The organism is Pedobacter sp. 01N310, assembly GCF_056399805.1.
The window spans coordinates 24,265-49,554 of record NZ_JBFTSB010000002.1 but is presented as its reverse complement, the minus strand read 5'-3'; the positions used below and the strand labels follow the sequence as shown (position 1 = coordinate 49,554).

Below are 25,290 nucleotides of genomic sequence, written 5' to 3'. Positions count from 1 at the left end.
GTAATATGATAAGAGGAGCAATATCTCAGGATATTGTTCCTTTTTCTTTAAATCAGTATTTCTATTTAAATATTTACATCAATTATTAAAAAGCATAGCTTGGTATTAAAAAAATGTTAATATTTTTGAGGTCATGAAATACAAACGCATCCTATTAAAGCTTAGCGGAGAATCGCTAATGGGCGACAAACAATATGGAATTGATAATGAACGCGTTAAACAATACGCAGAAGATATCAAAGCCGTACACGATAAAGGTTTAGAAATCGCAATCGTAATTGGAGGGGGGAATATTTTTAGAGGTTTAAGCGCCGAAAAAAGTGGGATGGACAGAGCACAGGCCGATTATATGGGCATGTTGGCAACAGTTATCAACTCTATGGCCTTGCAAGATGCGTTAGAAAAAGTGGGTATTAAAACACGGTTACTTACTGCAATTAAAATGGAGCAGATCTGTGAGCCATTTATCCGCAGAAGAGCTGTTCGCCATTTAGAAAAAGGCCGTGTGGTTATTTTTGGTGCAGGAACGGGAAATCCATACTTCACAACCGATTCTGCAGCAGCTTTGCGTGCTATCGAAATCAAAGCTGATGTTGTTCTAAAAGGAACACGTGTTGATGGGATTTATACGGCCGATCCTGAAAAAGATCCGCTGGCCACTAAATATGATGAAATTTCTTTTAGGGAAGTTTACGATAAGGGGCTTAATGTAATGGATATGACCGCATTTACTCTTTGCGAAGAAAACCAAGTGCCGATTATTGTGTTTGATATGAACAAACATGGCAATTTCATGAAAATCGCCAATGGCGAACCTATTGGAACCCTGGTTAAATAAGGAATAAAAATTATTATTTTTGTAGAAATACACACAATTATGAACGACCTCATACAATTACAATTAATGGATGCTCAATCTGCAATGGATAGAGCCATCGATCATTGTGAATCTGAATTAACTAAAATCAGAGCTGGTAAAGCATCAGCTGGAATGTTGGATGGTATTTTCGTGGATTATTATGGCGCAGCTACAGCATTATCACAAGTAGCCAGTATTAATACGCCTGATGCCAGAACAATCGTAATCCAACCTTGGGAAAAATCACTTTTAACCGCGATTGAAAAAGCTATTCAGGTAGCCAATATTGGTATCAATCCACAAAATGATGGCATTGTTATCCGCCTGGTTGTGCCGCCTTTAACAGAAGAGCGTAGAAAAGACTTGGTGAAAAAAGTAAAGGAAGAAGCCGAAAGAGGCCGCATTACCGTTCGTAACATCCGTAAAGATGCCAATACCAAAATTCAAAAACTGAAAGGCGAAGGTGTTTCTGATGACGAGATTAAAACAGGTGAAGGCGAAGTGCAAAAATTAACCGATGCTTATATCATCAAGGTTGACAAACACGCCGAAGCTAAAGAAAAAGATGTAATGACAGTTTAATCTGTATAAAATACAATCAGAAAGGGAATGGACTAAGATCTATTCCCTTTTTTTATTGCTTTGCGCTTGAGCCCCTAACGTTTAAGATAGTGGGTAACGACACCTGCATGTTTTCGACAGGCTTTCCTGCTTTCTTAAGCTTGTTCAATAAAATTTTCATCACGTTTTCTGCAATCGCCTCAAGAGGTTGTGCAATAGCCGTAACCGGAGGCTCGCAAAACTCCAGAATTTCGAAATCATCAAAAGAAACAACAGCCATATCCTTGTGGATCTGAATACCTAGTTTTCTAAAAGTTCTTAAACCGTCTAAACAAATATAGTTGGCAGCAAAAACTACCGCATCCAGCTGTTTCTCTGCTTTAAAAAACTTTATCATCTCCTCAATTGATTCGGCAGAGTTTACATATTTAATCTTCTTTACAATTGCCGGCAAGTTATATTTTTTTACAGCACTTTCGTAACCCGCCAAGCGGTCTACCATCTGCTGCTGTAAAGTATCAATGGTTACAAAACCTATTTTTTTATAATTATTCTTAATGAGGTGCTCGGTAGCTTCGTAGGTACTGCTTAGATTATCGATTATTACATAATCTGTTTTAACATCCTGTACGTACCGATCGAATAGTACCACTGGGGCATCTGTTTGAATCAATTTTTTAACTTCTTCTTCCAAACCTTCAGGCAAGGCCATAATATAGCCATCAACATGCCTGTCTTTAAAAATCTGCAGCAATTCTATTGCCTTTTCGGTATCGTTTCTGGTACTGCTAAAAAGTATCTTATAACCAAGGCTCGAAGCAATTTCATCAATTCGGCGTGCTATACCCGAGAAAAAAGGTTCAGAAATATCATCAACCAAGAAGCCTATAATTTTTGTTTTGCCTGTTCTTAAACTTGTTGCAAGGGTATTGGGCTGATAATTTAATTCAGCAACCAGTTCTAAAACTTTTTTGGTAAGCGATTCGCTAATATTTTTTTCTCTTGCTTTCCCATTAATTACAAACGATACGGTTGTAATGGAAATATTTAATTGTTTAGCGATATCTTTGATCGAAACGCGTTTCTTCATCACAGGCATTGAACGAATAAAAGTTGATTGGTAATATAACAATATATCTATAAATATAGGAGAGTTATGAAAAAAATAGCCTAAAAAAGAAAAAGAGCAACCTATCCAGGATTGCTCAATTAACTAACTTATTATTCATAAAAAATGCTGTTGGGGAAGGAGTCGAACCTTCAAGGGGTAGTTAGCTACAGTTCAAAAAATTAATTTGTGGTCAACCCAATAAACTGCGTTTGTCCCATTATTCCCCACCACCGAGACAAGGAGGCGTGTCTGCCAATTTCACCACCCAACAATTTTAGTCATTAGTCCAAAGTCTGCAGTCGTAAGTCTACTAAAGACTATGGACTTTTGACTTAGGACTAAAGCCGCTGTAGGGGAAGGAATCGAACCTTCAAGGAGTGGTTAGTACCGAAACCGGTATATTCCCATTATTCTCCGCCACCGAGACAAGGAGGTGTGTCTGCCTGTTTCACCACCCTACATTATGTTATGCAATTTTGAAAGAACGTTTCCTTTTTGTTAATTGCTTGATACAAATGTAAAGGAACAACCAATACCTTGCAAATATTTTAAACATTTAATTTTATTTTTATAATATTGATAAATATTCGTAAATTCGCTTATCATAATTCAAAAATATGCTTAAAAAAGACAATTCCAATTTAGAAATTGACAACCTCGACATCGATATATTGAAACAATTGATGCAGGATGCCACTAAACCTTATACAGAAATCGCCAAAGATCTGATTGTTTCGGGCGGAACGATACACGTTAGGATGAAGAAACTGCAGGAAATGGGCATTATTAAGGGCTCGCACTTAATCATTGATCCGCAGAAGGCTGGATATGATATCTGTGCCTTTTTGGGTATTTACCTGGAGAAAGGAATCCAGTACAAAGATGCAGTTGCACAATTGAGCAAAATTAAAGAAGTGGTAGAATTGCATTATACTACCGGTGCCTACAGTATGTTTGCCAAAATTATCTGCAGGGATACCAATCATTTACGCCACGTTTTAAACGAAGAAATACAGGCCGTGAACGGTATTCAGCGTACGGAGACTTTAATCTCGTTAGAAGAGAGCATTAAGCGTCAGATTGAACTGGGGTAGAGCAGAAAGACTAAAGGTAAAAGACTAAAGCAAAAAGATTTCATTAAGAACACGAAGCTTAAATGATCTCATATGCCTTATATGGTAAAATGCTATTGGTCATTCTTAATAATCAGGAAATGAACGCTGAGTGGGATTTTGGGAACAGTAGTCCCGTTATTCGCTATAGCCCCGATGAATCCCGATGTAAAATCGGGAGGGGGCTGCCGCTACTACCGGGTTTAGAAACAAAGGTTTGTGTAGCTAGGCCCCAAACCATTAATAGCAGCACTCAATTGGCCACCTAGACCCGATTGGAGTGAACACGAAGCCGCAGGCAAAGTAAAACGGAAAGCGGGAAAAAACCCAGATAGTTTTACAGGCGCTGCGCTCCTAATAGCTTTTATATAATTTTTTATTTGAAAATGAGCATTCAATATTAATCGGGAACAGTAGTCCCGTTATTCGCTATAGCCGATGAAGAATCGGGCTGCCGCTACTACCGGGTTTAGGAACTGAGGTTTATACAGCACCCAGCCAAAAATAGCACCACCTAACGAGCCACCTAGACCCGATTGGAGTGAACACGCAATCCCGATATTTCATCGGGATAAGTAAAACGGAAAGCGGGAGGAAACTCAAATAATTATACAGGCCTTGCTCTCCTAACCTTAATAATCATATTTATAAAAAAGTCCTTCGACTACGCTCAGGATGACAAACGAAAAAAGACAACACTATTTCAACAGTTGATAAGCAACAAGCGCAGCAACGTAAGCCATGGCTGTCATATAAGCCAATTGGATAACCGGCCATTTCCAGCCTTTAGTTTCGCGGTATACAATAGCTACTGTGCTCATACATTGCATGGCAAAAGCATAAAAAAGCATTAATGAAATGCCGGTAGCAAAAGTATATACAGGCAAACCGGTGCGACTGTTAACCGAGGCAGACATGCGTTCTCTAATGGTGCTTGTATCCTCATCACCGCCATCGACGCTATAAATCGTAGCCATAGTACCTACAAAAGCTTCGCGGGCAGCAAAGGAGGTAATTAAACCAATACCAATTTTCCAATCGTAACCCAGAGGGCGGATGGCAGGCTCAATCCAATGGCCAAGAATGCCCACATAAGAATTTTCCAATTTCTCGGTAGCCACCAGGGTTTTAATGTGATCTGTATTTTTTGTAGTATCGGCCAGAGCAGATTCGTATTTTTTATCGATACTTTCGAAACGGCTTCCTGGCCCAAAAGAGGCCATTACCCAAAGAATGATGGAAATGGCAATGATTACCTTACCCGCTTCGAAAACAAAAGTTTTTGATTTCTCGTACATGGTGTAGAACACATTTTTCCACCTTGGCATGCGATAAACCGGCAGCTCCATGATAAAATAAGATCTTTCTTTGGTTTTGATGATGAATTTCATTACCCAGGCCACCAGTACCGCAGCAATAATCCCTACCAGGTACATCACCATTAGCGCCAGCCCCTGCAGGTTAAAAACACCTAAAACGGTTTGAGAAGGAATAATTAACGAAATGATTAAAATATACACCGGAAGCCTTGCCGAACAGCTTACCAATGGGGTAACCATGATGGTAATCATCCTGTCTTTCCAGTTTTCGATATTTCTGGCAGCCATAATAGACGGAACTGCACAGGCTAAACCACCTATCATCGGCACCACCGATTTACCGTTAAGGCCAACCTTACTCATAATTTTATCCATCATAAAGGTAACACGGGCCATGTAGCCGGTATCTTCCAAAATGGATATAAAGGCAAAAAGGATTGCAATCTGTGGGATAAACACGAATATGCCGCCTAGCCCGGCAACAACACCATCCAATAACAGATCGGTAAGCATGCCCGCCGGCAAATATTCGTGACCGGTACTCGTTATAAAACCAAAACCAGTCTCAATCCAGTCCATTGGATAAGATGACCAGGCAAATATGGCATTGAAAATAACAAAAAGAATCAGCAAGAAAATGGCAAATCCCCATACTTTATGGGTTAAAATAGCATCTAATTTATCGCTGAAAGAAAATTTCTTTTCGGTACCATTGTCAACAACCACATCAGATAAAATAGTACTGAGGTGTTTGTACCTGGCAATGGTTTCTGCAGCCTGAATTTTTGAAGACTCAAAATGGTGTGACTGCTCTATATTTTCAATTTCTTCCTGTTCTTTTTCGGTAAAGAAAGTTAAATGCTCATGTTGGTGCAAAACCTGCAGCGCATAATAATCGTTATCAGAATTAAGTTTCGATTTTATGGCATTAATAGCTTCAGGAGCCAGAAAATTCACATCTACATCCTGGAGCTGTGTGGCAATTTTATTGGTATTGGCAATAGCCTTTTTTAGTTTGTCAATCCCAATGTTATTCCGTGCTGAAATGGGAACCACCTGGACGCCCAGTTTCGCTGCAAGTTTATCCAGATTGATCTCGATCCCTTGTTTATCCGAAAGATCGATCATATTCAGGGCCAAAATCATAGGAATGCCTAAATCTGCCACTTGCGAATACAAAAGCATATTGCGCTTTAAATTGGAAGCATCGGCAATGAGGACAATAACATCAGGATGGCTATTGTTTTTTTTATCGGCAAGTACTTGAAAAACGATGCTTTCATCAGCACTTTTCGGATATAAACTATACGTTCCCGGTAAATCTATTATTTCGGCTTCTTTACTATTGGCAAGTTTTGTAAAACCTGTTTTCTTATCAACAGTAATGCCTGGAAAATTTCCGATTTTTTGATTTAACCCTGTTAAACGGTTAAATAAAGTAGATTTACCTGTATTGGGATTACCAACTAACGCAACTTTAATATCCAAACCCAGCTTTTTTATTGAATAATGATAACATCGGCTTCGCTTTTACGCAAGCAAAGCTGATAACCAGCAACACGGATCGCCATTGGATCGCCCAGAGGAGCAAAACGCTCTACTTCTACCACCTCACCCGGCAAGCAGCCCATCTCCATTAACTTTACAGACATATCTAAATCTGTAAAAGCTACAATTGTTCCTTTTTCTCCAACTTTTAGGTGCGACAGTTTCATGTGCTAAATTTGGCGCAAGTTAACCTTTCTTTAGATTTATTCCAAATAAGATAGTCGTGTGTGGGATATAAATTACACAGCTTTACCCTAAAATGATCTAGTTCCGCTGTCTGCCCCCGCCAAAGCCGCCACCGCCATTACCTCCACGCTTCCTGCCACCCTCTTCGCCTCCCCTGATGCGGTTTTTACCCCCCATGCGGTTAAGTGAATAGGTAAACGAAAACATAAAATAACGCTGCAGTACATTATAACTTACATCCTGAATGGTATTGTTATTGGCTGTACGGCTTACGCCCTGGTTTTCGTTCAGCAAATCGTTTACCGCCGCTTTAAAGGTTCCCCTGTTTTTAAAGAACTGTTTGCTGATGTAAGAATTTACGAGTGTAAAATGTGTATCGAAACCCTCTCCTCTTCCGGTATTCTGGTTATAATCGGCATCTATTGCCCAGCGGATATTTCCTGGGAATAAATAACTTACACTCACATTTGGACTAAAGGTATAATAACGCGTATTAGAATTAGGCTGAACCGAATAGGTTGCACGGTTAATCGAACCATTTAAACCAGCTGTTAAATCGAGCTTATCTAAATTGGAAACCAAGCGATAACCATTGGTAATAGACCAGCTATTGGTAATATTTTTTAAAGCATTGGTAAAGTTTACATCCCTATCATAACTACCACTAACATTGATATGAAAGTTCAGCTTATTCTCTGCCATAATCGGCAAACTTAATGAAGAGGAAATAGACCCCGAGTAAACACCGTTTACATTCACCGGAGTAATAGCCAGTTTTCCCTGGTCTTCGCCGCTTTGAATTAAGCTACTGCTATTCGCAATCCGGTTTGAAGTTTGGGTTAGGTTTAAATTGACGAATAAGGACCTGTTTTTTCCGACGGTAAACGTATTGTAGGCTACGCGAAGGGTATTATTGAATTCGGGCTTCAGATCAGGGTTACCAACGGGGATACTTTGTGTGTTGGTATTGTTCCGGATCGGCTGCAACTGCTGAATGGTTGGTTGGTTTGTGCTGCCCCTATAGTTAAACACCATGCGTTTACTGTTGCTAAAATTATACCTGAACATGGCCGAGGGCGTATAGTTGAAAACGTTCTGCTTGAGTACAAATCCCTTACTGATATTGTTATTTGTGCGATCAGTATTCTGAACCGCCACACCGACATTCCAATTGTATTTTTTCGCCATTTTATTAAAGCTAAAACCTGCCGAGTTGGTTAAAATGGTATTTTCGTAAGCATTGCTAAAGGTTTCATCCAATAAATCGTATTGTAAGGTAGCTGGATTGAAATTATAGGTAAAACGATCGGATGTATTGTGGTTATAACCGTTCTGATAATTAAACTCCAGGCTCAAGGTTTTATCCAGGGGCTCGGTATATACCAATCTTGTATTCTGGTTGATGGACTCGCTCTCCTGATCGTTAAACTGGTCGGTCGTTTTTTGAGTGGTAGTTCCGTTTTCTTTTCTGGTTTCAGGATTTGTATTGTAATTATCAGCATCGTTATTGTTGATATTGGTACTGAAGTTTAATGAAAGTGTTCTCCCCCTACGCATAAATTTTTTACGCAATAAAATGTTGTTACTAATGGATGGTGCAGTATTATGATTTCTTAACAATTGTGACCCGGTAATCATATACTTATTAAAATCGCGGGTATAGGTGCTGTTGTTTAAGCTCTCGTTATCGGTATAACTTAAATTTGGCTGTATCCGAAGCGAGGTTAGCGAATCAATCTTGGTATCGACCATAAAGTTTAAGCGGTGGTTTAAACGATCGGAATTATTGACCTGATTGTTCTTAAAAACCGTAGTTTCATCACCCAATAAATTTTGCCTTACACTGTTCGACAGAATAAGGTTATCAGATTTATTAACGAAATAACTCAGGCTAATTTCGGTTTGATCGGCATATTCATCCGAAAAATTAAACCCGCCAGCTTTGGTATCGGTAATTCCGCCCCGGCCACCATTACTGCCGCCATTCCCTCCACCCAAGCCACCGCCAAAGTTTTGTTTGTTTACATTGTTGAACTGTGCAATTACGCTTAAGCGTTTGTCCTGATTAAAATGGTTAATGTTCGCATTTACATCGTAACGGTCGTTAGAACCATAACCTCCAGAACTGTTTCCGAAATAACCGTTTTTCTTATCCTTTCTGGTGGTGATATTAATGATCTTGGTTCTCGAACCATCATCGATTCCGGTAAACTGTGCCTGATCTGACAGTTCATCAATAATCTGAATTTTATCGATCATATCGGCCGGAAGATTTTTAGTGGCCAATAAAGGATCGTTCCCAAAAAACTCTTTACCGTCTACCTTAACTTTTGTAATGGTTTCGCCCTGGGCTTTTACTGTTCCGGCCTTATCTACCTCTACTCCTGGCAATTTCTTTAACAGATCCTCAACTACAGCATTCTCTACCACTTTAAACGAGCTTGCATTAAACTCGAGCGTATCCTTTTTTACTACAATTGGCGGAATTTCTGCTTTAATATCAACCGTTTGAAGGTCTATCGCACCACCTTCTAAAACAATATCGCCCAAGGCCACATCTGTTTTATCTGCCGCGATTGTAAAATCTTTTGTGATATTCTTTAAGCCTAAAAATGCAGCATAAAGTCTGTAAGTACCCGGATTTAAGTTTTTGAAAACAAATTTCCCATCCTCGGTGGTACTTACAGCACCAACCATGCTCGAATCTGTTAGGTTTCTAACAGCCAAAGAAGCATAATCGATCGGTTTTTTATCTTTTGATTGAATAACCCGTCCGCTAACTGAACCCGTTTTCTGAGCGTAAACATAAAAAGATGATAAAATAAGTAGGAGCGTAAAAATTTGTTTCATTCGGTTAGTTTGGTTTATAGCATAGAGACTAGCGACTTTTACAAAGGTTTATTTTACTTTGGTAACATTTGAAATACATAAATGTCAATCACACATTTAATATGGAAACGAAATGGGCATAAAAAGAAAAGTCCCGATTTTCATCAGGACTCTCATTATTTAAAGCATTATACTTTACATTCTTATGCGCTGACCGCCACCGCCACCGCGTTGACCTGGCATCTGCATATCTCCACTCATTGTTCTGCCACCAATACGGGTTAACGAATAAGTGAATGACAACATATAATAGCGTTTTAACACATTAAAGTTAACATCCTGAATTGATGTGCCTGTAGCTGTTCTGCTTACTCCTGTATTCTGGTTAAGTGCATCATTAACAGAGAATTTAAATGTACCTCTGTTTTTAAAGAACTGACGGCTGATGTATGGATTAAGAATAGTATATTCCTGGTTATACAGATCGCCACCACCAAAATTTCTGAAATAATCAATATCTATGGCTAACCTGATATTGGCTGGCAATACATAACTTACATCGAAGCTTGGATTAATGGTATAAAACTGTGTATTGGCAGATTGTTGGGCTGAAAAGGATGAATTGGTATAGCTACCGGTGATCCCCCCCGTTAAATCAAATTTATCAACGTTGGTAACCAGTTTATAACCGTTGGAAATGGTATACGTATTGGTAATGTTTTTAACTGATGTGGTACCGCCCTGTGGAACAATGTAATTTACATTCCTGTTATAAGCCCCATTACCTGATATATTTAAGGTTAATTTACGCTCTGCCATTAAAGGTAAAGACCATGTTGCATTAGCATTACCTGCATAAACACCATCAACATTAACATAACTCACCTGTTGAATACCACTAGGCAGCTGTGCAACACTATTACCGATACTGTTGAAAGTTTGTGTCAAATTTAGTCCTGCAAAGAAAAATCTACCGTTTTCAATATTAAAGTTATTGAAATTAATCCTTAACTGGTTATTAAAAGAAGGTTTTAAAGCTGGGTTACCTACATAAATAGTTTGCGAATTTGTATTATCAGGAATTGGCTGAATCTGATCAATGCTTGGTTGAGTGGTAGAACCACGATAATTAATAAACAAGCGTTTACGGTTGCTAAAGTTATACCTGAACTGCGCTGAAGGGGTAATATTAATAAAATTCTGCGTACGCTTTAAGCCAGTAGTTAAATTCGTGTTCACCCTGTTGGTTTGCTGTGCAGCTACTCCAATATTCCAGTTGTACTTTTTCTCTGTTGTTGTTAAACTAACGCCTGCCGCATTGGTAAGGGTACGGTTATTATAAATATTCGAGAAAGTATTGTCTACAAGGTCATATTGCAAAGTTAAAGGATTGTAATTAAGAACATCTCTTTGCGAATCGCTATTTGAATACCCATTCTGGTAATTAAATTCTACACTTAAGGTTTTATTTAAGGGCTCAGTATAAACTAATCGTGTCGTATTATTAATCGAATGACTGCTTGTATTATTCAACTGGTTGGTTAATGAATCTCTCTTTGAAGTACCAGTGGTAATCGTTTCATCTCTATAGTTAAGATTCGTACCATTATTATCATTAATACTGGTACTAACGTTTAACGAAAGGGTACGACCTCTACGTTTAAAACTTTTTCTTACTAATAAATTATTGCTAAACGCAGGCGTAGCTGCAGTTGTCGTGTTCCGTTGTAAACCTTCTGTTAATGAAGTTATAAAATTTCGGGTATAGTCTGTAACGCTGTTCCCATCAGTTTCGGTATAGGTTACATTGGGTTGAATCTTGATCGATAACGAAGGGTCTATTTTAGTATCAACCATAAAATTGAAACGATGGTTGATCCGATCTGTAGTATTATCTAATTTTTGATTAATATCGGTTGTTCCTGTACCTAAAAGATTTTGTGTGTGCGAATTCTGCAACAGTTCGGATGTTGCTTTGTTAAAGAAGTAACTGGCCTGAAACTGGGTCCCATCTTTATAGGTATCTGCAAAGTTTAAACCCGCTGCATTTGTATTGGTGATACCACCATTTCCACCAGCGCTACTTCCGCCTCCACCGCCGCCAAAACCGCCGCCTCCACGACCACCACCGCCTCCAAATCCGTTGCCTACACCACCGCCCTGACCAAAGTTTTGTTTGTTCACGTTGTTAAACTGGCCAATAAAACTAATCTGCCTGTCTTCATCAAACTTGTTGACGTTCAAACTTGCATCATATCGGTCATTGGAACCGTAGCCTACCGTACTGTTTCCAAAATAACCATGTTTCATGCCGCTTTTGGTTGTAATGTTCAGGATTTTATTTCTTGTTCCATCATCAATACCAGTAAACTGGGCCTGCTCGGAAAGCTCGTCAATTACCTGAATTTTATCAACCATATCGGCAGGAAGATTCTTTGTAGCCAATAAGGGGTCGTTTCCAAAAAATTCTTTTCCATCCACCTTTACTTTGGTAATGGTTTCGCCCTGGGCTTTAATACTTCCATCTTTTGCCACCTCTACGCCTGGTACTTTCTTTAATAAATCTTCTACAACTGCATTTTCACGTACCTTGATAGATTTGGCATCAAATTCAATGGTGTCTTTCTTTACTACAATTGGAATGGTTGCGGTAACGTTAACATCTTTTAAATCAACGCCATCGTCGCTCATGGCAATTTCGCCCGCATTTACTGCTGCTTTAGCCACTTCTATATCTTTAGTAGCTGTTTTTAAACCTAAAAAGGCGGAGTAGATTCTATATTTACCTGGCGCAATGCCCTTAAAACTAAAAGATCCATCCGGATTGGTTTGCCCTGAAGCAACAACACTCGAATCTTTTAAGCTCTTAACTGCTATTGTAGCAAAGTCGACTGGCTTTTTATCTTTCGCGTTAATTACTTTACCGCTTATTGAACCAGTATTTTGAGCCTGGGCAATATATCCACAAAATAGGAGCACAATGAATATTGCCCGCTGAACGTTTTTTTTCATCAAAAAATTAGATATTATAATACAAAACTAAGCTATCAGACTAGGGAAAGGCGCAAAGGTTTGTTAAGGTGTGTTAAAAGCTTGGTAACATTTTAAATACAGCTTTTAGTAGGCGATCAGATCTAAAAGGAAGATCGATCGGAAGTGGGATTATTTTTGTGGTGAAGGATAAGTTTTGTAGTACACTTTTGGGCAGTTACAGTTCTTTTTAAAAATACTGCATCCACTTAAACATATGGCCACAATTACACAGATGATACTAACTTTCGTTTTCATTGTTTTTATTTTATTTTCAATTGCAATGAAGCGATTCCGGATACATTAATTGTTTTTGGTAAGCGGTGTATTCGTCATGGTTTCATTGAAATTTAATTTATGAAGCAATACATAACTAAAAACTGCCATGGATGCCCCTAACATGTCGCAGCCAAAATCCCACCATTCTGCAGATCGGTAGGTAAAAACTTTCCATTGTAACAGTTCAATTCCGCCTCCAATTGCCGCATTGATGAGCAATATTTTAAAAATGGTCAATGTTCTGAAAGCGAAGGTATGCTGATATCTTATTTTCCCGTAGAAGAGTAATACCGATAAGACAAAGAAAAAACCCATATGGGTCATTTTATCAAAGCCTTTAAAGAAAAAACCGCTTCCACCCACAGAATCGGAAATTTCAATATTACAAAGCACTAAAACTACTATGGTCCATAGAACGGCCCATTTTTGCTGTTTCAGTGCTTTGTACAAAATATAATAATTATGCTCCTACCAGTTCCTGGTAAGCTTCTGCAGTTAATAAATCTTCTACTTCAGCTAAATCAGCCAAAGATACTTTTACCATCCAACCTTTTCCGTAAGGATCAGCGTTTACCAATTCCGGATTATCGTTTAGCTCAGCATTAACTTCTAATACCGTACCCGTAACCGGCATATATAAATCAGACACTGTTTTAACGGCTTCTACAGTACCAAAAACTTCTTCTTTTGCTACTTCGCTGCCTACAGTATTGATGTCAACATAAACAATATCACCTAATTCGCGCTGAGCGAAATCAGTAACACCGATAATAGCTTCGTTACCTTCAACTTTAACCCACTCGTGGTCTTTAGTGTATTTTAATTCTGATGGAAAATTCATGGTTTGTATTTATTGATATAAGTTATATTAATTTTCTTGTTTATTAAGCTTGTATGGATAAAACGTTTCCCAGCGTTTACCGGCCAAAAATACAATTTAGTTTAAGCATTAGCAAAGGGTAAATTTTAGTTAATTTCACGATAAGTAGTACCTAGGAAAAAAGCACATATTCGTAATCAAATGAGCATTCAAATAAGAAACCACTGTTTACTGTAACTGGATATCTAATTCATGTAGCATAGGCACATTCACTGCGATGTCTTTGCTCTTGTTGTAATCAAGGACATTGTGATTGTTAAAAATTCAATAATATAGAGTTTTACCTTTTCATTGGTTGTTAAATATCTTTTGTCGCCCACCCTTCAACGTCTTTAGAATCAGAAAATTCTAATGGACGAATAAAGTTGATGCCTTGGTAACAACCTTTTATTGGATACAAAGCTTGTCTCGGTTTCCCTTGGTGCACTGAGTCTTTAATTTGAAACATATCAATCCTAGTGGCAATTAAATGAGTCTTAGCAATATCTGATTTGATAGCAACATTGATATTCAATTTATCTGACTTAATACTTGGATAAGCGATAGCACCAATATCCTTTGAAAGAAAAAATTGTTTAGCTATAGCTATTGAAATTTTGTATTCATCAATATTCCCAGGATCCACATCCTTAACGAATTCTTCGGTAATAAATCTTTTCAGTTCGCGATCTATCTCTATGAGTTTTTTATTATTGTTGTAGGCTATTTTGATAGCCTTATTATTATAGTCGGCGTGCTTTTTACTATTAAAGAAAGCATTCTCATTTGATATAAATTCAAGAATGCCGATATGAACAAAATTTACCGGATGGAGTATTTCCAGCTCTAAACATGTGCAATACATCCCATCAACTGGATTTAGTTCTCGGATTGACGTATCGGCCCCATGGGAGGTATATAGGATCGTATCATTAAGGTCATTCAACCTTCCGATAGACCTGGTGGGTTCTGGACACCATAAATCAGATAGATTTTTGATGTCCTCCGGACTTTTATGGACCCTGACGCGATGTAATTTAAGTCCATACGGAAGCTTAAAAAAAACAAATTTGAAATGGTTTATCATGCGAGAAAAACTTTCCATGTAATCTTTAATAGAAGTTTCATGGATGTTTTTCTCACGGAACCTATCCATCAACTTTCTTTGTATACCTTTATTGTGATGACTATTATTCATTCGACATTTTACGTCTAAGTGTAAAGACTTTCGTGTTTAATGTTCTTCGCGTCGCAAATCGTTTTGAAACGTAGCAAGGTCATCTATCACGCAATCTATCCGGCAGATTATTCGTAGGCTAGAGGCATAAAGCTAAATGGTAAGCACTGGATAAAATGTAACGTAATGAACCAGAGGCTTCCAATAATCAATAGCTTTTGATCCTAAGCTATTAATTCAGTGTAAACCTTAAACTAAATCCGAAATTACTGAATGAAGTATTAAAGGTTTGTGAAGTATAAGGCTTTGTAATATTCGAATCGTAAAACAATTTGATATTAAATTTCTGATTCAACACATAATCTACACTTGGTCTTAAGGTAATGTTTTTTGCTCCTGAAGAAACTTCCGCTTCGGTAACATCAGCCCTGTAAATAACGGTTTTATTATCGCGGATAGCTACATCCAATTTGAAATCCATGTTGTTATCCATTTTCAGGCTTTTAAACCATCCAAATGGGAAACGGAATTTATTGGTACGGTAGCCCAATCCTAAAACCATATTGTTTTCTGATAGCTGTGCCAATTGACTGTTTGATAAACTTAATCCCAATAAACGTGAACGGTTTAATTCGAAAGAAGCGGTCAGGTTATTTTTAAACCTGGTATCAACACCAACCAACGGAGAAAAATATTCAGAAATGGTTACCTGAGCAAACTGGTATTCCGGTAAAAAATTATTATTTACATCTCTACTGCTAACCGCACCATTGGTTTCCTGATAACGCAATAATGAGTTAAAGCCATTAATATTATAGGCAGAGCGATAGCCATGTCTGATATCGACAGATGAAAACTTGTCGGCGATAAAAGGAATACGTGTTAATCCGCTATAGGTTAAACTCCAGTTTGGAAGTGGAATTTTAGGAAAGGCATTCATTTTCGTTTTCCCGGCATCTTTGCCTGAATAAGCGGCCATAAAAGCAGAGATAATTACATCCTGGCTTTCTTTACTGTAACCATCGGCATAACCGCCGTTTACACCCCCTGAATTTGGATTCTGAGCACCCAATCTTCGAGAGATAATGATCCTATTGGCCATAAACTGATTAAACAGACCCGAAATCACCGTTGAGTTATTTTCTTTGAAAGCTGTACCCAAAGCAATATACGATACGCTATAATCGCCCGTGGTAATGGCACTTAAGTTTTCGAACGATGATACACTGGCTACATACCTGAAATTGGTAGAAAAGTTTCTTGTTTGCGCCTTATTGGCCTTTAGCGTAATCCGTAAATCTTTAAATGGCTCTACCTGCCCGGTAAGCTGAAAATCTTCTCTGAGTGTGTTTACATATAACTGATTCTGCAAGGTATCGGTGGTGAGCCATCCATTGTTTAAGGCCATATCACGAATATCGCGCTGACTGCCGAAAGCAAAGCCCAAACCTGGTGCACCCGTTACATTATCGATACCAAAATACTTAGTGGTTGGCAGATAGCCTGGCAAGAAAATACCTTTGGTTTGTACAAAGCTGGCATTAACGTTTTTTACACTCGTTAATAGATTAATAAAAAATGTCTTAGCACCACTTCCTTCCTGGTCGTTGCCCGCCTTTCTGATAAAACCAAACTTATTGTATAAAGTAGTTAGGTTTAAGGTTGGGTTTACCTGTACCGTTCTGCTGTTCTGTACCGTATTACCCAAATTAATATTCGGATCACGTAAAGTAGAAAGCGGCTCAGTTTGCCAGTTAAAGTTGGTACCATAACGGGTTTTAACGGTAATCCAGTTTAGTCCCGGTATTTTATCAATTGGCAGGTTATAGGTAACGTTTAAATTATGGTTATAATCGGTTGTACGCCCTAAACGTTTTAAGTTTTGCCAAACGGTATCGCGTTTTAAACCGTCAAGTCTTCCATCCGGTTCATCAATGATCGAATAATTTGTGGCATTAAAATCTAACTGTAACGAACGGGTAAGGTTCCAGGCTACACCATAAATCCTACTCATGGTGAAGTTTTTGTTAAAGGTGGTACCATAACCACTCTGGTAAACCCCGATGGTATTATTCGGATCGTTATTCCGTAAGGTATTTTCTGAATATAAACGGTCTACATCAATCCTGAAATTAATGGCACTTGGGAAAATACTGAAGTTAAAATCCTTCAATAAAGCCAGCATGTTTGATTTAATAATCTTTTCAAACGGCGCTATTGTTTTGGCTTCTTTAGAATAACTGTACTGTAACGATGCCCTATAGGTATTCTGAATACTGCTCTGATTAATAAAATCGCGATGATTATATTGGGTATAAGCATAACTTGCCGCGAAATTCTCAATATCCCAAAGGCGGACAGGTTTACTGTTATTGGTCCGTTCTTTTCTAACGTTGGTGAAGTTTATGCCTCTTCTAACGGTATAATCCTGCGCAAAGTTTAAAATCGAATCTTTCTGTTCTTTTGTCGACTGCTCCAGCGCATTTTTGAGCTCGATATCTGGCGTTCTAGGATTGTATTGCGGGGTAGAAACCTGTTTAGAGTAACTCACAAACATCGGGATTTTCACACCCGATTTTTGCGGCAGAAACTTACCTAATTCCATGGCAGAAGAAACATCCAGCAATACATTATCCGCACGGTTCCGCTCGCTCACTTTCGAATCGATAGATCCGAAACCGATGGTAGATTTACTTCCGGAAATATTTACATCTGCAAAATCGGCCAGTTTTAAGTTCAATCTTCCGGTAGCTGCCCAACCACCTTTTTCGTCAAATTCAGTTAACCTCAATTCGTTAAACCAAACCAGTGCATTTTTATCAAGGCCATCATCGTTCCGTTCATCACTGGCAGCACGGAGCGGATTTTTAATCCCTACCATATACACCCTAACCTTGCTCATGTCAGGTTGCCCTTTAACTATAATAGTTCTATTTCCGTCGGTATAGGTAAATGGAACATTTGTAGGCCACGGTTGTCCGTTGGCTTGCTTAGCTACGTTACGGGCGAGCTTGGCATTTTGGAAAAGTGTTAAATCAATATCCATTCTATTGGCTTCTGGCCAAATGGCATCAGGATCGCTTGTACCTGGATTGGTTACCTTTAACGGGATTACATATTCATAATAGTTATCCTGGTTATCGGTTCCGATTCTTAAGAATGCGGCAACATCATTATCATTTAATATTTGATTATTAACAGCCTCAGCATGAATAAACATTTCCAAATGTTTGTAAGATCTGAAATCGCTATAGGCTGTTTTAAATGCAGCTCTACCATAGCCATCTCTTAACGATTTTACAATAACCGATAGCGATTGCTCATTTAAACGTGTATCGCCACGATAGTTGCTGTAGTCGCGCTCGCGAAGAATACCTGGAGGGGTAACATATGGAATCGGTGAACGTTTTCCATTTTCTTCAATATTTACTGTCGAAACCTCAATAGTAGAATTATCAGGGGTAAGTGCAGGCAACGATGGGTCGACGATTACCTGTGCAGCTTGGTTGGAAGCATTATATTCTCTCCACTCCCCACGGATTAACTGCAACTTTGCAAAACGCATCACAGCAGTATCAGCGAAATTGGTCATAAACATCCTGAAGAAACGGATTGATTTAAAATCCTGGATCCCACCTACTTTTTCCTGGTACTGACCGATTGGGATTCTAAATTGATACCATGAAACGGCTTGGGTATTTCCATTAGCCAATTTTACCTGCGAGGTAACCTTATCGGTAATAAAGTTCTGGCCAACATTTAAATCTCCCGGGCGGATCGAAACTTTATACTGAAAATATTCATCACTTTGCGTCATGTTATTATCGCGGTTGATGTCTTCCCCGTCGGGTAAAGAAGTAGATGCAGAGTTTTCAAGCCCTAATTCTTCTTGCGACTGTTGCGAAGTTTTAGAGTTTCCTTCCGTTCCATTATATTTTTCGTAGCGTTTAAGAATACCCGCGTTGATCTGATCTAATGCCGGACCTCTGAAATAAGTATAATTATCTGATGATGGATCGGCATCAAGTGCGGCAGAAGCGGTGGCATTTAACTGCGATTTAATCTGCGTAATTGCCGCTGCAAATTTTACTTTTTCATCAGCATCTGATAATCCATCCAAACCTACATCCTGTGCTCTACGCGAACTGGCATTGTTATCGAAAGCCTGTACAACGGGTTGCAATTTGGGTACACGGCCCCAAGCGGTTTCTTCGTATTTGCTTGGGTCGTTTGTGGCTGGCAGACCATTTTCTAAGGATTTTCTGCCATCCTTAAGAATATCTTCTGAGATATTTCCCAGGTTAAAATACATGTCGCCACCGGTAGAATTTGGCTTATAGATGAATGGATCCATTACCCAAAACTCAATAAAGCCCACATTTAAGGCTTCAAAATCGTTGGTTTCGATTTTTCGTTGGAACCCTCCCCAATTATTTTTAGGTTGCAATAATGTTCCATCCGGTCTAAAATCTGTAGGGCGGAAGTTATATGGCCCCCTAACAGTTGGATAATAAGCCACATCAAAAGTGGTAATGTTTAAGGCCTGCCCCGTTGCCGTTTCTTTAAACGGAAAAACCTCCTGCTCAATCACTTCTCTCACATAGTGATTGGAAAGTTCTCCCCGGTTGCCTCTGATATTGGACGGAGTGGTAGATGCCGCCGAATTATAAAAAGTAGGATCGATGTTATAAAATGCAATTCTTGCCCGATTGTAACCATAAGATAAATCGTTGGATTTATCAAACTCTGAGAAAAGCTGTGGCGTACCCGACAGCTGCCAGGCAATGGCACTCTTTAAATCGATTACCGATCTGGATGCTTCGAAATCATCTAAGTAACTTACTCCATTTTTACTGCCGGCAAAATTCAATGCCCTTGGGTGCCCAGGGATCAGTTGCGCAAACTCTCCATAAAACGTTACACTCGAAGGTGCTTTGGTTGAAATGAACGGAAGTTTATCAACCAGTTTTGTTAAAAATCTTGATGGTGAGCTGTAGTTAATATCTGCTCCCCAAATGGTATTTGAAATAGGCTCTTCGCCGATGTTTACCTTTTGAGTTAAAGGTTTTTCGGTCAGGTTCATAATTGTACCGCCCAGATTTAGCTTATTGTTTACACGGTAATCTAAGCGGGTTCCAAAAAGTGATCGTTGCTGCAGGCCAAAGGTTTCACTGTTTTCGGTAGTAATTCGAATCGGCTGACCAGACACCAAAAGTGCCTGATTGATGATGCTCACCCGGCCACCCTGATAATCGACAGTAAAATCTATCCCCTCGGTTAATGGCATTGTTCCTGCAAAAACCTTTACCGATCCTTCCGGAACGTTAATGGCATTTAAACTAAACTCAGAAGAAATATCAGATTGGTAATTTACCTTAATGGTGTACCTATTCTGGTTTTGAAACAGCTGCTTAGCGATGGTTTGGGTTGAATCGTAAAGCGCAGTAAAAGTATATTTATTGATCAATGCCTGCTCACTAGGTAAAAACTTCGCCGCTAAATCTTTACCAAATGGCTCAATCACAGGAAAAATAATTCTTCCATTTGCCGGATCGATGGTGATATAACCCGAATTGGTATTGGTAACCATCGAAGTTTGTCCATTGCTCCCCACGCCGAACATACTCGCCTGATTGGCATTGCTTGCGGTAGAATAAGAACCAAAAGCATTATTTGTGGCCACAAAATCGAAAACTCCATCGGGCCTGCGCTCATTTTGCTGGTTCAAACGATCAAACTCGGTTAAGGCAATCCACTGCTTATTCGCAGTATTTTGTCCTTCAGTCATTACCGGATTATCCACACCAGTTTCATTATCGATACGGTAAATATCAAGTTTAAAATTCTGGCTGCTGATCTGGTACCCTCCGATAGAATAAATATTTTTCATCATCAGATCCCATGTTGGCAATTGGATCTTGGTGGTTTCGTTCTTTAACAATTTAGCATAAAGTACTTTTGGATTTGCCGCATCAAAAGAAACATCGGTAGAAAACTCACCTACCTGATATTCTACACCGTTATACGTATAACGGTAGGCAACAGCTAAAACCTCATCGGCATTTAATGGGTTGTTCAACGATAAATAACCCAGCTGCGGCTGAAAGGTAAACTCACGCTCGGTTAATTTTCTGGCATAAACCAGTTTAGCAAAGTTATCTGTATTGCTGCTATTGGCAGGTGTTGTCTGGAAGAAAGAAAGGATGGCATTGGAATTTGTCTGTCTTATAGCCCCCCCCTGATAAGCATTTAACTGCGAGATCAGGTTGTTTGACTGTTGCGGGAAACCCGTAGCGGTAGTTCCTGCCGGCAGACCGGAAGTCCCTCCGGTAATTAAATTATTGTTAAAAGGAACATTTTCACCCAAATCCATCAAGCCCAATACATCTCTGGAGTCGGTGGTATTACCTGCCTTATTGGTAATCCATACCTCAATTTTGGTAATCTGGATCGGAGAGGTTATGATAGGTGCGTTGGCCAGGTTTTTATTGTAGTTATTCCTAAAATATTGTGATAAAAAATAGTGTTTATTGGCCTCGTAACTATCAATATTTACCGTGGTGGTATTTTGTTGCGCCCCATTGGTAATTTTAATTTCCCGTGATTGAGATTTTTGCTGAGTGTAAACACTTGTTACGTTTAAACGCCCGAATTTTAATTGTGTTTTAATACCGAAGAGTGCCTGGGTTCCAGTAATTAAAGAGGTATTTAAAGGCAAGCTTACATTACCTGCTTCAATTTTTTGGATAATATCATCAGGTCCGCCAGTATAATCAAGCTTAATCTGATTTTCGAAATCAAATTGGGCCTCGGTATTGTAATTACTTTTGATTTTTAGTTTGGTTCCGATATTACCAACCAGATCCATTTGTATCCTTTGGTTAAAATCGAAATTGGTCTGTACCCTTTGTCTTTCGTTAAAAAGCGGGTTTTCATTCTTATTTACCCGACCTAAAAAGGTGAGTTCTGCCTCTCCACGGGGTTGAATATCAATGGTTGTTCCACCAAATAATTTTTCGAAAGCTTTGCTGTTTACCTGGATCTGCGGAATAATGCCTGTGCTTCTGTAATCACTTACTTCTGCATTTGAAATGCTACGCCAGTTACCACGTTTTATCTCACTGTTAACCAATCGCTGGTATTCATCAATGGTTAAGTATTGTGTGTTTAAAACAAATTTTTCGCCAATTAATTCCTTTACCACATAACGTTTATTCTTGGCATCGTATTCTACAACGCGTTTTAAATTGCTAGGTGCCGGATAAAATGGATTAACGGCCGGACTAAGTCCTAAATGTTCTTTCTCGCGTAAACTAAAATTATTTTTTGGGGTAATAGTATCCGCTTTGCTTGGAACAACTTGAGAGAAAGCGTTTTGAGAAGCAATTAAGAAAAGAGGGATGAGAAACAGAAATGTAGATATTCTCTTCAAAGGCAGTAGATCTATAAAGTTTTTAAAGCTTGTTTAATTAGTTGCTCTACCGAAAGTGTTCCCTCTGTCACTTTTAAAATCTGGTCTATAGTTTTTTCGGCGGTTTGTTTGGCGAATCCGAGCATTACTAATGCTGATAACGCTTCATCTTTAACAGTATTGTGTTGAGGCATAAAAATTAATGAATCTGCCCCTTCTTTTTTTAGTTTATCCTGTAACTCTAAAACCAGGCGTTGTGCGGTTTTAGCTCCTAAGCCCTTAATTCTTTGAATTAGAGGCAAATCTGCTTTAACAATTGCGGTCTGGATTTCAACCGGTGTGATAGATGATAAAATCATTCTACCAGTATTTGGTCCAATTCCCGATACCGATATCAAGTGTAAAAATAAACGGCGTTCGCCTTCATCGGCGAAGCCGTATAATGTATGTGCATCTTCTTTTACATGCAGCCAGGTGTATAGTTTACACCTTTCTGCATCAGCTAAAGCGCTGTATGTATTTAAAGAAATGTTTATATGATAGCCTATACCTCCGGCTTCAACCACAACATATGCTGGGTTCTTGAATGTCAATTTACCATCAATATAGGCGTACATGTAATTCTACTTTTTAGTTGTTTTTCCAAATATACCTTTTCGTTTCGATGTTGCAATTTCTTCTTTTGCTTGCACATCTACAACAGCAATGGTAACCATATTGACGATTTCGCGTACAGAACTACCTAATTGAACAATATGAACAGGTTTATTCAGTCCTAACAAGATCGGACCCACCGCTTCGGCACCGCCTAACTCTTGTAACAATTTGTATGCAATGTTTCCAGACTCCAGATTTGGGAACACTAAAGTGTTCGCCGGAGCATCGGCCAAAGTGCTAAATGGAAAATTATCTTTCAGCAGTTCGTTGTTGATGGCAAAGTTTCCTTGCATCTCTCCATCTACAATTACCTCTGGGTGATTTTTATGCAGGAGGTTAACCGTTTCTCTTACTTTATTTGGTGTTACCCCATCATTTGAACCAAAGTTCGAATACGATAATAAAGCAATACGGGGCTTGATGTTAAACTGCTTAACAGATTTATCAAGCAATAAAGTAATATCTACCAGCTCTTCTGCCGTTGGATCTACGTTTACGGTGGTATCGCCGAAGAAAACAGGCCCTTTCTTGGTCATCATCATGTACATACCAGCAACACGTTTTACACTCGGATCAACACCGATTACATGTAAAGCAGGTTTAATGGTAGATCCATAATTTTTGGTCAGACCCGAAATCATCGCATCCGCTTCGCCAAACTCAACCATCGATGCGCCATAGTAGTTACGGTCTCTCAATAATTTAGTGGCATCAGTTAATGAAACCCCTTTACGCTGACGTTTTTGATAAAGCGCCTCGGCATATTGTTTGGTTTTATCAGGATTTTGCATCTGATCGATGATCTCAACACCTTCTAACTCTAAACCGTGCTCATCAATAATTGCCTGTATTTTATCTTTATTTCCTAAAAGGATCGGAATAGCGATATTCTCATCATTAACAATCTGTGCGGCCTTTAAAATCTTGTAATTATCAGCTTCAGCAAATACAACTCTTTTTGGATCTGTTTTAGCTTTGGTGGTGATGGCACGCATAATGGCATCATCCAAACCCAGGCGTTTTCTCAGTTCTTCGCTATAGGCATCCCAATCGGTAATAATTTTACGGGCTACTCCACTTTCAATTGCTGCTTTAGCTACCGCGATAGAAACCTCTGTAATTAACCTGAAATCAACAGGTTTTGGGATAATATATTCTTTACCAAATTTAAGGTTACGGGCATTATAAGCTAAGTTTACCGATTCTGGAACAGATTTTTTAGCTAATTCTGCAATGGCTTTAACGGCAGCTATTTTCATCGGCTCGTTAATTCCTGTTGCACGAACATCAAGCGCACCACGGAAAATATAAGGGAAACCTAAAACGTTATTTACCTGGTTCGGATAATCAGAACGGCCGGTAGCCATAATAATGTCTTTACGGGTTTTAATCGCCAGTTCGTAGGCAATCTCCGGATTAGGATTGGCCATCGCAAAAACGATAGGGTTTTTGGCCATCGAAGTCAGCATTTCCGCTGTAACACAATCTGCTGATGAAAGGCCGATAAATACATCAGAATCTTTCATGGCTTCTGCCAAAGTGTTGATTTTTCTATCCGTAGCAAATTCAGCTTTAATATCATCAAGCACTTCACGGTCTTTACGGATCACGCCAGAACGGTCGCACATAACGATGTTATCTTTTTTAGCGCCCAAAGAAACATAAAGTTTCGTACAAGAAATTGCAGCGGCACCAGCACCATTAACTACAATTTTGATCTTATCCATTTTTTTCTTGAAAATTTCGCAAGCGTTCAACAATGCCGCAGCCGAAATAATCGCTGTACCATGTTGATCATCATGCATTACCGGAATGTTCATTTCTTCCTTTAAGCGACGCTCAATCTCGAAACATTCTGGTGCTTTGATATCTTCTAAGTTAACACCACCAAATGTTGGCTCTAAAGCCTTAACAATTTTCACAAAATCATCAACATTTTTGGTATCCAACTCTAAATCAAATACATCAATATCAGCAAATATCTTGAAAAGTAAACCTTTTCCTTCCATTACTGGTTTACCGGCTTCCGGGCCAATATCGCCTAAACCTAAAACGGCTGTACCGTTACTGATTACAGCAACCAGGTTACCCTTTGCGGTATATTTATAAACATCTTCTTTATTTTCTGCAATCTTTAAACACGGCTCTGCAACGCCAGGAGAATACGCTAAAGTTAAATCTCTTTGCGATGTTGTAGGTTTTGTGGGTACTACTTGTATCTTTCCTGGACGGCCTTGCGAGTGGTAATCAAGCGCATCTTGCTTTCTAGTGGTCTTACTCATTACGTAACTTATTAGTGACGGGGGCAAAGGTACAATTCTTTTTATGAGGCATAAAATAAAAAGCCCTTCA

General features: G+C 38.9%; 15 protein-coding genes and 1 tRNA gene. 3 read left to right on the top strand and 13 right to left on the bottom strand.

What is annotated here, in order from left to right:
• Window positions 1–133 precede the first annotated feature (133 nt).
• On the top strand, window positions 134–838 hold the full coding sequence (gene pyrH / locus AC1DNH_RS05785; protein WP_029279061.1) for a UMP kinase: 705 nt from the start codon (window positions 134–136) through the stop codon (window positions 836–838).
• A 39-nt stretch (window positions 839–877) separates the two neighbouring features.
• Window positions 878–1,441, top strand: coding sequence for a ribosome recycling factor (gene frr / locus AC1DNH_RS05780; RefSeq protein ID WP_029279059.1), 564 nt, complete (start codon window positions 878–880; stop codon window positions 1,439–1,441).
• Window positions 1,442–1,493: 52 nt separating this feature from the next.
• Here the strand turns inward: frr and AC1DNH_RS05775 are convergent, their stop codons facing one another.
• Window positions 1,494–2,510: a LacI family DNA-binding transcriptional regulator gene (locus AC1DNH_RS05775; protein WP_477581580.1), complete on the bottom strand. Its 1,017-nt coding sequence runs from the start codon at window positions 2,508–2,510 to the stop codon at window positions 1,494–1,496.
• A gap of 147 nt (window positions 2,511–2,657) precedes the next feature.
• Window positions 2,658–2,802, bottom strand: a tRNA-Asp gene (locus AC1DNH_RS05770).
• Window positions 2,803–3,148: 346 nt separating this feature from the next.
• Here AC1DNH_RS05770 and AC1DNH_RS05765 point away from each other — a divergent pair.
• Entirely contained in the window at window positions 3,149–3,625 is a 477-nt protein-coding gene (locus tag AC1DNH_RS05765) for an Lrp/AsnC ligand binding domain-containing protein (RefSeq protein WP_025145395.1), read from the top strand.
• Window positions 3,626–4,341: 716 nt separating this feature from the next.
• Here the strand turns inward: AC1DNH_RS05765 and feoB are convergent.
• From feoB to AC1DNH_RS05710, 11 genes are all read right to left on the bottom strand, one after another.
• Window positions 4,342–6,450, bottom strand: a complete 2,109-nt coding sequence (feoB, locus tag AC1DNH_RS05760; protein ID WP_477625256.1) for a ferrous iron transport protein B — start codon at window positions 6,448–6,450, stop codon at window positions 4,342–4,344.
• 11 nt (window positions 6,451–6,461) lie between these two features.
• Window positions 6,462–6,677 carry a FeoA family protein gene (locus AC1DNH_RS05755; RefSeq protein ID WP_055913318.1) on the bottom strand — a complete coding sequence of 72 codons (216 nt, stop codon included), beginning with the start codon at window positions 6,675–6,677 and terminating at the stop codon, window positions 6,462–6,464.
• A gap of 97 nt (window positions 6,678–6,774) precedes the next feature.
• Window positions 6,775–9,546 carry an outer membrane beta-barrel protein gene (locus tag AC1DNH_RS05750; protein ID WP_477607650.1) on the bottom strand — a complete coding sequence of 924 codons (2,772 nt, stop codon included), beginning with the start codon at window positions 9,544–9,546 and terminating at the stop codon, window positions 6,775–6,777.
• A gap of 174 nt (window positions 9,547–9,720) precedes the next feature.
• Window positions 9,721–12,537: an outer membrane beta-barrel protein gene (locus AC1DNH_RS05745; protein ID WP_477582290.1), complete on the bottom strand. Its 2,817-nt coding sequence runs from the start codon at window positions 12,535–12,537 to the stop codon at window positions 9,721–9,723.
• A 150-nt stretch (window positions 12,538–12,687) separates the two neighbouring features.
• Window positions 12,688–12,813, bottom strand: a complete 126-nt coding sequence (locus tag AC1DNH_RS05740; RefSeq protein ID WP_256449931.1) for a hypothetical protein — start codon at window positions 12,811–12,813, stop codon at window positions 12,688–12,690.
• A 45-nt stretch (window positions 12,814–12,858) separates the two neighbouring features.
• Entirely contained in the window at window positions 12,859–13,284 is a 426-nt protein-coding gene (locus tag AC1DNH_RS05735; protein ID WP_477582292.1) for a VanZ family protein, read from the bottom strand.
• Between the two features lie 10 nt (window positions 13,285–13,294).
• Window positions 13,295–13,675, bottom strand: coding sequence for a glycine cleavage system protein GcvH (gene gcvH, locus AC1DNH_RS05730; RefSeq protein ID WP_477582294.1), 381 nt, complete (start codon window positions 13,673–13,675; stop codon window positions 13,295–13,297).
• A 337-nt stretch (window positions 13,676–14,012) separates the two neighbouring features.
• Complete coding sequence (locus tag AC1DNH_RS05725) at window positions 14,013–14,891, bottom strand: hypothetical protein (RefSeq protein WP_477582296.1); 879 nt, start codon at window positions 14,889–14,891, stop codon at window positions 14,013–14,015.
• 211 nt (window positions 14,892–15,102) lie between these two features.
• Window positions 15,103–22,302 carry a T9SS outer membrane translocon Sov/SprA gene (gene sov / locus AC1DNH_RS05720; protein WP_477625255.1) on the bottom strand — a complete coding sequence of 2,400 codons (7,200 nt, stop codon included), beginning with the start codon at window positions 22,300–22,302 and terminating at the stop codon, window positions 15,103–15,105.
• A gap of 11 nt (window positions 22,303–22,313) precedes the next feature.
• On the bottom strand, window positions 22,314–22,898 hold the full coding sequence (gene ruvA, locus AC1DNH_RS05715) for a Holliday junction branch migration protein RuvA (RefSeq protein ID WP_426326494.1): 585 nt from the start codon (window positions 22,896–22,898) through the stop codon (window positions 22,314–22,316).
• 6 nt (window positions 22,899–22,904) lie between these two features.
• Entirely contained in the window at window positions 22,905–25,220 is a 2,316-nt protein-coding gene (locus AC1DNH_RS05710; protein WP_477580581.1) for an NADP-dependent malic enzyme, read from the bottom strand.
• Window positions 25,221–25,290: the final 70 nt, after the last annotated feature.

What these genes read in the sequence shown, in the direction of transcription:
- AC1DNH_RS05775 (WP_477581580.1), bottom strand. Translation starts at nt 2,510, where the DNA reads ATGAAGAAACGCGTTTCGATCAAAGATATCGCTAAACAATTAAATATT.
- pyrH (WP_029279061.1), top strand. Translation starts at nt 134, where the DNA reads ATGAAATACAAACGCATCCTATTAAAGCTTAGCGGAGAATCGCTAATG.
- AC1DNH_RS05750 (WP_477607650.1), bottom strand. Translation starts at nt 9,546, where the DNA reads ATGAAACAAATTTTTACGCTCCTACTTATTTTATCATCTTTTTATGTT.
- AC1DNH_RS05740 (WP_256449931.1), bottom strand. Translation starts at nt 12,813, where the DNA reads ATGAAAACGAAAGTTAGTATCATCTGTGTAATTGTGGCCATATGTTTA.
- AC1DNH_RS05725 (WP_477582296.1), bottom strand. Translation starts at nt 14,891, where the DNA reads ATGAATAATAGTCATCACAATAAAGGTATACAAAGAAAGTTGATGGAT.
- AC1DNH_RS05765 (WP_025145395.1), top strand. Translation starts at nt 3,149, where the DNA reads ATGCTTAAAAAAGACAATTCCAATTTAGAAATTGACAACCTCGACATC.
- gcvH (WP_477582294.1), bottom strand. Translation starts at nt 13,675, where the DNA reads ATGAATTTTCCATCAGAATTAAAATACACTAAAGACCACGAGTGGGTT.
- frr (WP_029279059.1), top strand. Translation starts at nt 878, where the DNA reads ATGAACGACCTCATACAATTACAATTAATGGATGCTCAATCTGCAATG.
- ruvA (WP_426326494.1), bottom strand. Translation starts at nt 22,898, where the DNA reads ATGTACGCCTATATTGATGGTAAATTGACATTCAAGAACCCAGCATAT.
- AC1DNH_RS05745 (WP_477582290.1), bottom strand. Translation starts at nt 12,537, where the DNA reads ATGAAAAAAAACGTTCAGCGGGCAATATTCATTGTGCTCCTATTTTGT.
- AC1DNH_RS05755 (WP_055913318.1), bottom strand. Translation starts at nt 6,677, where the DNA reads ATGAAACTGTCGCACCTAAAAGTTGGAGAAAAAGGAACAATTGTAGCT.
- AC1DNH_RS05710 (WP_477580581.1), bottom strand. Translation starts at nt 25,220, where the DNA reads ATGAGTAAGACCACTAGAAAGCAAGATGCGCTTGATTACCACTCGCAA.